Below are 12,028 nucleotides of genomic sequence, written 5' to 3'. Positions count from 1 at the left end.
AAGGACGCTTTCGCCGCGCCGCCCGGTGCGTGCTCCGGCGCGTGCTCCGCCGTTCGCGCCGCCGACGCCGTACGGCATGTCGCGAAAGCCACTTTCGAGACATCCAGCGTCGCGAAAGTGGCTTTCGCGACGTTCCCCGTCCCGCACGACGGCCCCCTCAAGCCCCGGTCGCCCTGAGTTATCCACAACCGCTCAAGTTGTCCACAGATCGGCTGTGGGTAACCCGCCTGAGCGATACCCCCGATACGCTGGGTGCGGGGCCGTCCCCCGGGAAGGGCGGGGGGCTGGGTAGGTGAGGTAAAGAGGCGATCAGTAGGCGAAGGCCAGCGCGTCGTCATCGCCGTCACCGCCTTCGGAATCGCTGTTCTTGCTGGTCGGGGTCGGTTTCTTGGGTGGCATGACGGCGTCGACGCCGCCCCGGACGTACTTGCGCATCAGGTAGACCTCGACGACGCCGAGCACCGCGTAGACGGTCGTCAGAGCGATCAGCGAGGTCCACACCTCGCCTGTGGACAACTTCGAGACGGCCTGTGCCGTGAACATCCACACCCCGTCGACACCGGTCGGGTTCGGCACCACCACGAACGGCTGACGGCCCATCTCGGTGAAGATCCAGCCGGCGCTGTTGCCGATGAACGGCGTCGCGATCCCGCCGAGCACGAGCCACGGGAACCAGCGTTGCCCGGGGATCCGCCCGCGCCGGGTCAGCCAGAGCGCGAGCACCCCGATCCCGGCCGAGATCGCGCCGAAGCCGATCATCGCGCGGAAGCCCCAGTAGGTCACCGGCAGGCTGGGCACGTAGTCGATCGGCTTCCCCGCGAGCGAGCCGAGCTGCGGGTCGTCCGGGTAGTTCGTGCCGTACTTCGCCTGGTACTCGGTGACCAGGTTCTCCACGCCCTTGACCTCGGTCGAGAAGTCGTTGTGCGCCAGGAACGAGAGTAGCGCGGGCACGGTGAAGGTCTTGACGTCCTCGCAGTTCGCGTTCCGCACGTCGCCGATCGCGATGATCGAGAAGCTCGCCGGTTTCTCCGTATGGCACAACGCTTCCGCCGAAGCCATCTTCATCGGCTGCTGCTCGAACATCAGCTTGCCCTGCAGGTCGCCGGTGATCGCCAGCACCGCGAACGCCACCACACCGGTCCAGCCGCCGAGACGCAACGACGAACGCCACACCGCGCGGTGCTCGTCGTCCTCCGAACGCTTGCGCCACAGCTGCCAGCCGGCCACGCCGACCAGGAACGCCGCCGCCACCGAGAAGGCGCCCGCGAGCGTGTGCGGGATCGCGGCCAGCGCGGTGTTGTTCGTCAGCACCGCCCAGATCGAGTTCATCGTCGGCTTCCCGTCGACGAACTCGACCCCGACCGGATGCTGCATCCACGAGTTCGCCGCCAGGATGAAGTACGCGGAAGCCACGGTCGCCAGCGAATACGCCCAGGCGCAGGCCAGGTGCACCTTCTTCGGCAGCTTGTCCCAGCCGAAGATCCACAGCCCCAGGAAGGTCGACTCGACGAAGAACGCGACGAGCCCTTCCATTGCCAGCGGCGCGCCGAACACGTCGCCGACGAACCGCGAGTACGCGCTCCAGTTCATCCCGAACTGGAACTCCTGCACGATGCCGGTGACCACGCCCATCGCGAAGTTGACCAGCAGGAGTTTCCCCCAGAACTTGGTCATCTTCAGGTACCGCTGATCACCCGTGCGAACCCACGCCGTCTGCATCCCGGCCACCAGGACCGAAAGTCCGATGGTCAGCGGGACCATCAAGAAGTGGTAGACGGTGGTGATGCCGAACTGCCATCGCGCGAGATCGAGAACTTCCACGCCTCAAGCCTGCTCAACACCCGATGAGCCCGCCAGTTCAAGTGGTCCCGATCTCGCCAGGACGTAGGTCCTGGCAGGCCTCAGCCGAGGGCGGCGAGCGCGAGCCGCGCCTCGTCGGCGACCTGCCGCCGCAGGCCCGTGTCCCCCAGTGTCAGCACGTGGGCCAGCGCCAACGCGTACGCCGTGTCGAAAGCGGCCTCGACGTCGACGGCGATATCGGGCTGGACGCCGACGCCTTCCCAGTTGGTCCCCGTGACCGGGTTCACGGCCCGTCCACCCGGGACGGTGACATCCAGATGGGTGTCCACTTTGTACTGCTTCCGGGGATTCGCCCCGCCGCCGGTGCACGCGCCCACCGTCTTCGCCCGCCCCAGTTGCTGCAGCGAGTAGCTCAGGTCCTCGGCACCGGAGAACGTCGTCGGCCCGGTCAGCACCCACACCGGTTTGTCCGCGCCGAACTTGCGGCCCGGTACGTACGGCTGTGTCCAGAACTGGTTGGTCACGTCGCCGTCGCGCAGATAGATACTGTTGAAATGCGTCGGCTCGCCGACCAGGTAGCTGATCAGCAGCGCCACCGTGGCCGGATCGCCGCCGCGGTTCTCCCGGACGTCGATGAGCAGCGCGTCGGTGGTCGCGAGCAGCGTCATCGCCGCGGAGATGGCCTCGCCGGCGATGTCCGGCCCGTAGAACAGCTTGGTCTCCAGGTAGCCGACGTTCCCGGCCAGCCGCCGCGCCGACGCGATGCCATGACCGTTCAGCTCCGCCTCGCGCCGGAACTCCTCGGGATCGAACGACTCCCCGTCCACCTCGGGCAGCGGGTCGACGTGGTGCCGCAACCGCAGATGTTTGTCCCCGTTGACCGACTGCAGATCCTGCGTGACCGCGACGGCGAACGCCTGATCGTCGAGCCCCGCGTACGCGCCGTCACTCACCCTCGCCCGTAGGAACACCGCCAGCTTCTCGGCGACGTCGGGGAACACGTAGTGGTCCTGCAGGCGCCTGCACACGTCTTCGATCCGCGCTCTCTCGTCCATGCCCGGCGACGCTACCAGCGAAGCCTGAAAAAAGAATTCGGTTTACCGAAAACTCATTTCCGCTGCACCAAGGAATACAATTCGCCCGCACATGCCGCCCAATTCGGAAAAGCCATCAGCTTGCCTTTCTCTGAATCGCCCCTTTATCGTTGCAGTGAAAGGGGTGAAGAACCATCATGTCTAGCTCGATGCTGGCTCTGATCAGCGCGTTCGGCCTGGTACTGGCCGTGGAGCTGCCGGACAAGACTCTCGTCGCCACTTTGGTTCTCACCACTCGTTTCCGCGCGTGGCCGGTATTCGTCGGCGTCACCACCGCATTCGCCGTGCAATCCGCGATCGCCGCCACGTTCGGCAGTGTGCTCACTTTGCTGCGGGAGGCACTGGTGACCGCGATCGTCGCCGGAATGTTCGGCGTCGGCGCGTACATGCTTCTTCGCGAAGGGTTCAGTCCCGCCAAGGACGGCGGAGAGGACGCCTCGCGTTCCGGTCCCGGCCCCGCGACCTTCCTCCGCTCCGCACTGACGTCGTTCGGCGTGCTGTTCGCCGCCGAGTGGGGTGACGCGTCCCAGCTCGCGACCGCCAGCCTCACCGCTCGCTTCGGCAACCCGTTCGCGGTCGGCCTCGGCTCCTTCGTCGCACTGGTCGCCGTCGCCGGTCTGGCCGTCTTCATCGGTGCGAAGGTGCGCAGCCGGATCCGCCCCAAGCTCATCCAGCGCGTGGCGGGCTTCGTCTTCGCCGGGTTCTCGCTGTTCGCACTGGCCCAGCTCGTCTTCTGAGGCGCACGGGGTTTTCACAGGTTCGCCGGGTAACCTTTCGGGAACGAAAAGGTGAACACCCGCCCCGATGTGCCTGGAGAAACCGGTCGTGACCTCGCCGAAGACCCTCGTGGCCCGAGCCGTCTCCCCCGTGCACGGCAGGCTCGCGGTCCTCGGCATGGCCGTCGCCGTCGCCATCTCGATCGACCTGCACTTGAGGCTGTCCAGCCAGGTCAGCCCGATCTGGCAGACGCTGTCCGAGTACGTCTACGGCTACCTCTCGCCCGGTTCGACGGCGGCCCCGTTGTTCGGGGCGATGTGCCTGGCGCTGGGGTTCGGTTCGCTCGCTCTGCTCGGCGGGATCGCCAAGGCGCACCGCAAGGGCTACGAGTCCGTTCTCGTTCTGCTCGGCGTGTGGTGCGCCGGGCTGTTCGTCCTCGCGCTCGTTCCCGTCGACCCCGAGGGGATGGCCCGGTCGCTGGCCGGCCAGATCCACAACTACGCCGCGCTGGTGGCCTTCCTCGCGCTTCCCGCCGCCGCCTGGGTGCTGACCCGCCCCGGCCGCGCGCGCTGCCCGTGGGAGCCGCGCCGCACGACGATCCGGCGGCTTTCGGTGGCCAGCTTCGCCGCGGTGGTGATCGTGCTCGGTGGTTTCGTCTGGACGATGCTCACCGGCCCATCGCACCAGGAGGTCACGCTCGGCCTGTTCGAGCGGCTGCTGTTCGCGGTCGACCTCACGCTGCTGGCGACCATGGTGCGGCCGCTGCTCAGCCACCGCTGAAACGCTATTCGGGCTGCTTCAGCACCTCGGCCAGCCGGACGGCGGCCGCCACGACCGCGGGTCCCACCACGGAGGCCTCCAGCGGTTCGAGGGACACCACACCCACGCTGGCCTTCAACCCCGGCACTCCGCGCACGGGCGCGGCGACCCCGGAGGCGCCCGCCTCCAGCTCACCCGACGAGGTGACCCAGCCTTCGCCGCCGCCGGGGCGCAGTGTCATCGCCTTGCCCGCCGCGCCGGCCGACAGCGGATGCCGGGTGCCGACCCGGTAGGCGACGTGGAAGCTCGTCCACGACGGTTCGACGACCGCGACGGCCTGCGCCTGGTCGCCTTGCGCGACCGACAGATGCGCCGTCGCCCCGACCTTCTCCGCCAGCTCGCGCAGCACCGGCCTCGCGGCCTCGCGCAGCTGCGGGAGGACCTGCCCGGCGAGCCGGAGCAGGCCGACACCCAGCCGCACCTTGTTGCCGTCGCGCCACACCAGGCCGCGTTCGGACAGCGGGACGAGCAGCCGGTAGACGGCGGCCCGGCTCGCGCCGATGGCGACGGCGAGTTCGGAGATCGTCGCCGCCTCGCCACCGGCGTCCGCCACGGCCTGCAGCAAAGCGAGGCCCCGGTCGAGGGTGAGTGACCCTTCGCGGGTCACAGCAACCCGAGTTCCCCGAGGTCGGCGACCGGCTCGTCGAACGAGGCCGCCGCGTAGGACGCGAAGAGCCCGCGAACCGCCTTCGCGGCGGGCTCCGACATCCCCTTGGCCTCGGCGGCCAGCGCGGCGCCGTCGGTCGATTCGAGGGCGCCGCGCACGTCGCCACCGGAGAGGCAGCGCGCGGACGCCACGATCAGGTTCAGGAATCCGTGGTGGGTGAAGCCGCTCGACTCCTCGGTGTGCCGGACGGCGCGGTGCAGGCTGTTCGTCGCCTTGAACGACGCCCCGGTCGAGCCGCTGACCACGGCGAGGAAGTCGGCGACCTCGTCGACGCTGGGGAAGTTCTCGCCCGCCTTGCCGCCGCAGCGGATCTTCGGCCAGCTGCCGTGCTCGATCACCTTCCGCACGCCGTCCAGCCAGCCGACGCCGCGCCGCGGCTCGACCACGCGGATGACGTCCTCGGGCACGAATTCGGAGACACGCTCCAGCCAGACCTCGTCGACGTCCGACGGCGCCGGCATCTCCACCATGCGAAGGCTGAGGATCTCGCTGCGCGATTCGACGATCGAGATCGCCTTCGGGACCCCGCCGAGGCCGGTGTCGATGATCAGCGACAGCGGCAGCGGTTCCTTGGGTTTGATCTTGATGAGTTCGGTGATGAGCTCGGGCAGCCTCGACGCCTGGCACAGGAACACACCGAGGACGCCGGAGTGCTCACCGGCCCTCGACGCGAAGTGCGCACGCAGCGCTTCGGGCATGGACGCCTCACCGGGCGGGAACAACGCCGAGTCGTCGACGAGCCGCGCGAACAGGGGAGGGATTCCTCGGGGGCCGGGTGGCGTGAGTTCCACAGCGCTTGACACGACTGACACGCTAGTAGCGTACGACATCAGGACAAAATCGTTCGCACAACGGACACGTTCCGGGGAGATTCCGATGCCTTACTACCGGCAGGTAGGCGAGATCCCGCACAAGCGCCACACGGCGTTCCGCAAGCCCGACGGGGGCCTGTACGCCGAGGAACTGATGGGTGTCGAGGGCTTCTCGGCGGACTCGGCGCTGCTCTATCACCGCGGCCTGCCCACCGCGATCGTCGACGCCGTCGCGATCGAGGACGAGCGCGGCCCGATCACCCCGAACCACCCGCTCAAGCCCCGCGCCTTCAAGACCCACGACCTCAAATTCGGCGACGCCGACGCGGTCACCGACCGGCGGCGGCTGTTCGGCAACGCCGACGTCACCATCGGTTTCGTCCACGCGACCAAGCCTTCACCGCTGTACCGCAACGCGGCGGGCGACGAGCTGTTCTACGTCCAGGGCGGCGGAGCGACCGTCGAGACGATCTACGGCTCGCTGGAGGTCGGCGACGGCGACTACCTCGTCATCCCGACGTCGTGCACCTATCGCGTGCTCCCGCACGACGGCGACGGGGTCAAGCTGCTGACCATCGAAGCGCGCGGCCACATCGGACCGCCGAAGCGGTACCTGTCGGCGAAGGGCCAGTTCCTGGAGCACTCGCCGTACTGCGAGCGCGACATCCGCGGGCCGTCCGAGCCGCTGGTCGTCGACGGCACCGACGTCGAGGTCCTCGTGCGGCACCGCGCGGGGCTGACGCGCTACACCTACGCGACCCACCCCTTCGACGTCGTCGGCTGGGACGGCTGCCTGTACCCGTGGGTGTTCAACATCGACGACTTCGAGCCCATCACCGGCCGCGTGCACCAGCCGCCGCCCGTGCACCAGACCTTCGAGGGCCCGAACTTCGTGGTCTGCTCGTTCTGCCCGCGCAAGGTCGACTACCACCCCGAGTCGATCCCGGTGCCGTACAACCACGCGAACGTCGACTCGGACGAGCTGATGTTCTACGTCCGCGGGAATTACGAGGCGCGCAAGGGCTCCGGGATCGAGGTCGGCTCGCTCTCGCTGCACCCGTCCGGTTTCACGCACGGACCGCAGCCCGGGGCGGCCGAGGCGTCGATCGGGGCGCAGTTCTTCGACGAGACCGCCGTCATGGTGGACACCTTCGCGCCGCTGGATCTCGGCGAAGCGGCCGACGCGTCGGAGGACCACGGCTACGCGTGGACCTGGTCCGGCCGCGGCCCCGGCGCCTGACGACATGCGTTTAGTCCTTTGAATGCGGTGCTCACGCATTCAAAGGACTAAATGCCGCGGGGTGGCGGGATAAGTACCGCCATGGCCGCAACGGTTCGGCAACGCCAAGCCTGGCAAGGCGAAACCTCCGGATAATCGGTGTCCCCACCGGCGGAGGTTCTCCATGGTCGTGAATCCTCAGCAATCCCGCGGCGGCCGCAAGGTCCTGGCGTTCGTGGCGGCGGCGGTGGTCGCCGTCGGCCTGATCATCGGCTTGCGCGCGCTCACGAGCGACTCCGGCGAGGAGGCCGTGGAAGCGAAGTGCACGACGGGCGACGCGGTCAAGCTGCAGGTGTCGTCGTCGCCGGAGAAGGCGGGCGTGGTCGCCGAGATCGCCAAGGGGTACAGCGGCCGCACGGTGGCCGGACGCTGCGTCGACGTGCTCGTGCAGTCGAAGTCGTCCGGCACCGCGATGCAGGCGCTGTCCCGCGGCTGGAACGAGGCGGTGGACGGCCCGCGGCCGGACGTCTGGACGCCCGCCGCGTCCGGCTGGGTGAACCTGTTACGCCAAAACCTCACCGGCTCCGATCATCCCTCGCTGGTGCCCGAGGGCGACCCGGAATCGGTCGCGAACGCGCCGCTGGTCGTCGCGATGCCGAAGCCGATGGCCGAAGCGCTCGGCTGGCCCGGCAAGGGAATCGGCTGGAAGGATCTCGCCGCGCTGGCCACGGATCCGCAGGGCTGGGCGAAGTACGGCCATCCGGAATGGGGGAGGTTCCGGCTGGGGAAGACGAATCCGAACATCTCGACGTCCGGCCTCAACGCCACCATCGGCGCCTACTACGCGGCGACGGGCACGTCTTCGGACCTCACCGCGAACGCGCTCGCGAAACCCGAGGCGCGGACGTTCGTGCAGAACGTCGAGCAGGCCATCGTCCACTACGGCGACAACACGCTGACGTTCCTGACGAATCTGCAGAAGGCCGACGACCGCGGCGCCGCGATGTCGTACATCTCGGCGGTGACGGTCGAGGAGAACTCGCTCGTCGGCTACAACCAGGGCAATCCCACGAACGATCCGGCGAAACGCGGTCAGCACGCGCCGCCGAAGGTGCCGCTCGCCGGGATCTACCCGAGCGACGGCACGCTCAACTCCGATCACCCGTTCACCGTGCTGAACTGGGCCGACGACATCCACAAGCAGGTCGCGGCGGATTTCCTCGCGCATCTGCGCGGCGCCGAAGCGCAGCAGAAGTTCAGCGACATCGGCTTCCGCACGTTCGACGGCAAACCAGGGTCGCAGACCACGAAGGAGAACGGCGCCCAGCCCGACGGGAAACTCAACCTGATCCGCCCGCCGAGCCCGCCGGTGCTGACCGAGGTGCTGAAGTCGTGGAAGGACCTGCGGAAGAAGGCGAACGTGCTGCTGGTCGTCGACGTCTCCGGTTCGATGGGCGACGGCGTCAGCGGGACCGGGAAGAACAAGATGGATCTCGCGAAACAGGCCGCCGTGGCGTCGCTGCCGCAGTTCGGCGACGCGGACAAGGTCGGGCTGTGGATGTTCTCGACGAAACTGGACGGCGACAAGGACTACACCGAACTCCGGCCGGTGTCGCCGATCGGCGGTGAGCCGGGCAGGCAGGAGCTGGCGTCGCGGCTGAACGGGCTGACCCCGCAGAACGGGACGGGGCTCTACGACTCGTCGCTCGCGGCCTACGAGTTCATGAAGCAGCGGCTGGATCCGGACGCGATCAACGCGGTCGTCGTACTCACCGACGGCCGGAACGAGGATCCGGGCGGGATCGATCTGGCGAACCTCGTCGGGCGGTTGCGGACCGAGGGCGGCGGCGAGGCGGTGCGGCTGTTCACCATCGCCTACGGCTCGGACGCGGATCTGGGCGTGCTCAAGGAGATCGCCGAGACCACCCAGGGCGTCGGGTACGACTCGTCCAAACCGGACTCGATCGACCAGGTCTTCACCGCCGTGATCTCGAATTTCTGAGATCCTCGGATATGCGCTTCGTCCGTGAGCTAGCCGAACCGTGGGGTCTGCTCCTCGCGGCGACGTCGGCGGGTGCGGCCTGGGCGGTGCAGCTGCCGCCGCTCGCCGCGCTCGGTGTCGGCGTGACCGTGCTCGCCGCCCGTGCCGGGATCGCCGTCGCCACGCGACCGAAACCGTTGCCGGAGCCCGAAGAACGGCCGCTCCCCGATGTCGAGCCCGGCTCCCCCGAAGCGGACTGGGTGCGGCGCGCGGAAGCGGCGGCCGACGGCTTCCGGTCGATCTCCGCTTCGCTCGACACCGGCCCGCTCGCGGATCGGGTGGCCGACATGGAACCGGTGGTGCGGGAAACCGTCGACACCCTCCGGAGGCTGGCCGCGCGCGCGTCCGCCACCGGGAAGGCGCTGGCACGCGTGGACCCGGTCGCGGTGTCGGCCGAGAAAGCCCGGCTGCGCAAGGAATTGAAGACCGCCGACGACGACATCCGCGGCGACCTGAACCAGTCGCTCGAATCGGTGCAGGCACAGGAAGACGTACATACGCGGCTGTCGAGCGCGCAGCGGAAACTGCTGGCACAGCTGCGCTCCGGCGCGCTCGGCCTCGACGGTCTGGTCGCCAGGGCGGCCGAACTCTCGGCCGCCAGCGGCGATTCACTGCTCGACACCACCACGATCGGCGAGTTGAGCGAGCAGCTGGAAGGGATCCGGCGGGGGGTCGTGGAGACCGAGGAGGCGACGCGGCGCTCGCTCAGTTGAATCTGACGCGGCCGAGCACGGCGTGGCCGGGAACGCCGGCGAACGTGGTGGCACCGCGGAACGGCTCCCCGAGGATCCAGATCCGTTGGGTGGCGAAGATGTCCGCGGCGAGCGCCGGGTCCACCTTGGCCAGGAAGATGTCGCTCCACCAGCCGTTGGGCCACTGGACCCGGCAGGCGAGGGTCGCCAGGCCCGTGACGCCGATCTGGGGCGGCCGGTAAGGAACGGCGACCATCTCGGTCCATTTCCCGCGCGGCAGCGGTTTCAGCATTCCCTTGACCGCATCGATCCCCCAGACCAGGAACACGACCGAGTAGATCGTCAGGACGGCGATTCCCGAGCCGGTCCCGGACACGATTTCGACGACCGCGAAGGCCTGGGCCACCGCGAGGAGGACGAAGACGAGCACCGCCGCCGCGAACAGGGCGCGGATCCAGCGGACGATCCGTTGCCGATGCGCGGTCAGGACCACGTCCTCTTCGGGTGGGACGACGCGCTGCTCGACCGGCTCCTGGCACACCGCGCCACCGGGCACGTCCGGTACCACCTTCATCCGGTGCGGCCAGAGCACTCCCGGCAGCTGCAGGAACCGGCGTCCCTTCTCGTCCGGCCCGAGCAGCCACACCCGCCGCTGCGCCTGGAGCTGAAGCCGGGCGGCTTTCGGCAGCCTGGTCTCGGCCCAGGCGGCATCCGTGTCGGGAAGCCGGAAGTAGACCTTCGTCCCGTCGGCGAAAAGCCCTTCCGGGGGCAAGGACAGTTCGCGGAACGGCGCCTCGCGCGCCAGTTCGGAGAGCGCCTTCCACGGGATCGACCGCCGAAGCCCCCAGCACACCGCCGGTACCGCGAGAGCAAGGAACACCGCCATCGGGACGAGACCGAGACGTCCGCTCAGGTAGGCGGCGGGGGCTCCCGGGACGGCCAAGGGCACGACGATCCACAGGGCACGAGCCCCACGCATGGCTCCCAGCAAGGACCCGAAGACCGGCATCGCGACCGCCGGCTGATCGCGAAGCGGTTCGAGCACGCGGACGCGCGAAACGGCTGAATCGTGCATTTTCTCCCCCTGATCCCCGCCTGTGGATCGCGTGGGGATCGGGGTCCGTTACCGGCCGAATCGGACCGGCCCGAAGACCGCGTGCCCCGGCACTCCCGCCTTCGCGACCTTCCCCGCCGCGGGCACGCCGAGCACCCACAGCCGTCCGGTCGCGGCGATGTTCGCGGCCAGCGACGGATCCGAACCGCCCGCCTGGACGGTGACCTCGCGGCCGTCGGGCAGCACGGTTCGGCCCTTGCACGTGACGATGCCGAAGAGGTTGACCGACGCCGGCCCGGACACGACGGCGAGTTCGGTCCACCGCGGCTCGGGTGACGGCCGGGCGACCACGAGCGCCGCGATGCCGAGCCCGATCGTCGCGAGGACACAGAGAGCGGCCAGCACCCGCGTGTTCGGCACGATGAGACTGTCGCGGTCGGGATAGTCGAAGCTGACCCAGAGCGAAAAGGCGGCCGCCACCAGCGTGATCCCGGCGCCCAGCAGGTAGTACGCACCCAGCAGCCGTCCTTGCAGGGTGACCAGCCGTCCCGGCGTGACCGGCTCGGCCGCCAACGGCGCCGAACCGCGCGCGGGGGCGTCCCGGAACGCGCCGCGCCGGGGGCCGATGACACCGGGCAGCACGAAGAACGGGCCGAGCACCCACAGCCGCCGTTGCGCCGCCAACTGCGCTCGCAGCGGGGCGGGCAGCCGGAAGACGAGCCACCGGCCGTCGATCGGGACACTCACCCGGGAACCGGCGACGACAGCCCCGTCCAGCCCGCTCACCAGGCGGAACGGCTTGCCGGTGAGCTTCCGCATCGGCGACGATCCGGCAAGGACGAGGTAGCCGAAGTAGAGCGAAACCGGTGTCATGAAGCAGAGCAGGAAGGCGGGCGCGGCGATTCCGTACCGGCCCGACACCGCCAGGACGACGCCGAGCACCACGAGCAACCCGGACGCGATCGACGACGTGCCGGCGGTCGCGGTGAGGCGGTCGAGAAGGGGTGTCAGGACCGGCATGTTCTTCGCCGGAATCCCTTCGGGTGGTTCGAGCACCCGGATTCTGTGGTCTTCCACCAGGTCAACGTAGAGGTATGCGGTGAGACGTGATCC

11 protein-coding genes are annotated in these 12,028 nt (G+C 68.9%); 5 read left to right on the top strand and 6 right to left on the bottom strand.

From position 1 onward, the window contains the following. Nucleotides 1-309: 309 nt before the first annotated feature. Both ACIBTM_RS14035 and ACIBTM_RS14030 read right to left on the bottom strand, forming a co-directional pair. Nucleotides 310-1,821 carry a cytochrome ubiquinol oxidase subunit I gene (locus ACIBTM_RS14035; RefSeq protein ID WP_395876904.1) on the bottom strand — a complete coding sequence of 504 codons (1,512 nt, stop codon included), beginning with the start codon at nucleotides 1,819-1,821 and terminating at the stop codon, nucleotides 310-312. An 80-nt stretch (nucleotides 1,822-1,901) separates the two neighbouring features. Further along, nucleotides 1,902-2,855 (bottom strand): S41 family peptidase, encoded by a 954-nt coding sequence (locus ACIBTM_RS14030; RefSeq protein ID WP_395876903.1) that lies wholly within the window; start codon nucleotides 2,853-2,855, stop codon nucleotides 1,902-1,904. 188 nt (nucleotides 2,856-3,043) lie between these two features. On the opposite strand from ACIBTM_RS14030, the gene ACIBTM_RS14025 reads away from it, so the two are divergent. Both ACIBTM_RS14025 and ACIBTM_RS14020 read left to right on the top strand, forming a co-directional pair. Further along, nucleotides 3,044-3,631 (top strand): TMEM165/GDT1 family protein, encoded by a 588-nt coding sequence (locus tag ACIBTM_RS14025; protein WP_395878061.1) that lies wholly within the window; start codon nucleotides 3,044-3,046, stop codon nucleotides 3,629-3,631. An 88-nt stretch (nucleotides 3,632-3,719) separates the two neighbouring features. Beyond that, a complete protein-coding gene (locus tag ACIBTM_RS14020) occupies nucleotides 3,720-4,391 on the top strand; it encodes a DUF998 domain-containing protein (RefSeq protein ID WP_395878059.1) in 672 nt (223 codons plus the stop codon). Between the two features lie 4 nt (nucleotides 4,392-4,395). Here the strand turns inward: ACIBTM_RS14020 and ACIBTM_RS14015 are convergent, their stop codons facing one another. Beyond that, on the bottom strand, nucleotides 4,396-5,037 hold the full coding sequence (locus ACIBTM_RS14015; RefSeq protein WP_395876902.1) for an IclR family transcriptional regulator: 642 nt from the start codon (nucleotides 5,035-5,037) through the stop codon (nucleotides 4,396-4,398). After that, nucleotides 5,034-5,888 (bottom strand): hypothetical protein, encoded by an 855-nt coding sequence (locus ACIBTM_RS14010; RefSeq protein WP_395878057.1) that lies wholly within the window; start codon nucleotides 5,886-5,888, stop codon nucleotides 5,034-5,036. The genes ACIBTM_RS14015 and ACIBTM_RS14010 overlap by 4 nt, the downstream gene beginning before the upstream one ends. 85 nt (nucleotides 5,889-5,973) lie before the next feature. On the opposite strand from ACIBTM_RS14010, the gene ACIBTM_RS14005 reads away from it, so the two are divergent. The 3 genes from ACIBTM_RS14005 to ACIBTM_RS13995 all read left to right on the top strand — a co-directional run bounded on the left by ACIBTM_RS14005 (nucleotide 5,974) and on the right by ACIBTM_RS13995 (nucleotide 9,882). Then, on the top strand, nucleotides 5,974-7,149 hold the full coding sequence (locus ACIBTM_RS14005) for a homogentisate 1,2-dioxygenase (RefSeq protein ID WP_395876901.1): 1,176 nt from the start codon (nucleotides 5,974-5,976) through the stop codon (nucleotides 7,147-7,149). A 163-nt stretch (nucleotides 7,150-7,312) separates the two neighbouring features. Next, nucleotides 7,313-9,130, top strand: a complete 1,818-nt coding sequence (locus ACIBTM_RS14000; protein WP_395876900.1) for a substrate-binding and VWA domain-containing protein — start codon at nucleotides 7,313-7,315, stop codon at nucleotides 9,128-9,130. 11 nt (nucleotides 9,131-9,141) lie between these two features. Continuing rightward, complete coding sequence (locus tag ACIBTM_RS13995) at nucleotides 9,142-9,882, top strand: hypothetical protein (RefSeq protein ID WP_395876899.1); 741 nt, start codon at nucleotides 9,142-9,144, stop codon at nucleotides 9,880-9,882. Here the strand turns inward: ACIBTM_RS13995 and ACIBTM_RS13990 are convergent. Both ACIBTM_RS13990 and ACIBTM_RS13985 read right to left on the bottom strand, forming a co-directional pair. Further along, a complete protein-coding gene (locus tag ACIBTM_RS13990; RefSeq protein WP_395876898.1) occupies nucleotides 9,875-10,936 on the bottom strand; it encodes a hypothetical protein in 1,062 nt (353 codons plus the stop codon). The two genes, ACIBTM_RS13995 and ACIBTM_RS13990, sit on opposite strands and share 8 nt — an antisense overlap. A 48-nt stretch (nucleotides 10,937-10,984) precedes the next feature. After that, on the bottom strand, nucleotides 10,985-11,992 hold the full coding sequence (locus ACIBTM_RS13985) for a hypothetical protein (RefSeq protein ID WP_395876897.1): 1,008 nt from the start codon (nucleotides 11,990-11,992) through the stop codon (nucleotides 10,985-10,987). Nucleotides 11,993-12,028 lie beyond the last annotated feature (36 nt).

This window comes from Amycolatopsis sp. NPDC049868 (assembly GCF_044461365.1).
Classification (GTDB): domain Bacteria; phylum Actinomycetota; class Actinomycetes; order Mycobacteriales; family Pseudonocardiaceae; genus Amycolatopsis.
The sequence above is the reverse complement of the archived record's forward strand: the minus strand, read 5'-3'. Positions and strand labels throughout refer to the sequence as shown.

Bases quoted from the DNA above. Each gene is read 5' to 3' on its own strand.
- ACIBTM_RS14005 (WP_395876901.1), top strand. From the start codon at position 5,974: ATGCCTTACTACCGGCAGGTAGGCGAGATCCCGCACAAGCGCCACACG.
- ACIBTM_RS14000 (WP_395876900.1), top strand. From the start codon at position 7,313: ATGGTCGTGAATCCTCAGCAATCCCGCGGCGGCCGCAAGGTCCTGGCG.
- ACIBTM_RS13990 (WP_395876898.1), bottom strand. From the start codon at position 10,936: ATGCACGATTCAGCCGTTTCGCGCGTCCGCGTGCTCGAACCGCTTCGC.
- ACIBTM_RS13995 (WP_395876899.1), top strand. From the start codon at position 9,142: ATGCGCTTCGTCCGTGAGCTAGCCGAACCGTGGGGTCTGCTCCTCGCG.
- ACIBTM_RS14030 (WP_395876903.1), bottom strand. From the start codon at position 2,855: ATGGACGAGAGAGCGCGGATCGAAGACGTGTGCAGGCGCCTGCAGGAC.
- ACIBTM_RS14025 (WP_395878061.1), top strand. From the start codon at position 3,044: ATGCTGGCTCTGATCAGCGCGTTCGGCCTGGTACTGGCCGTGGAGCTG.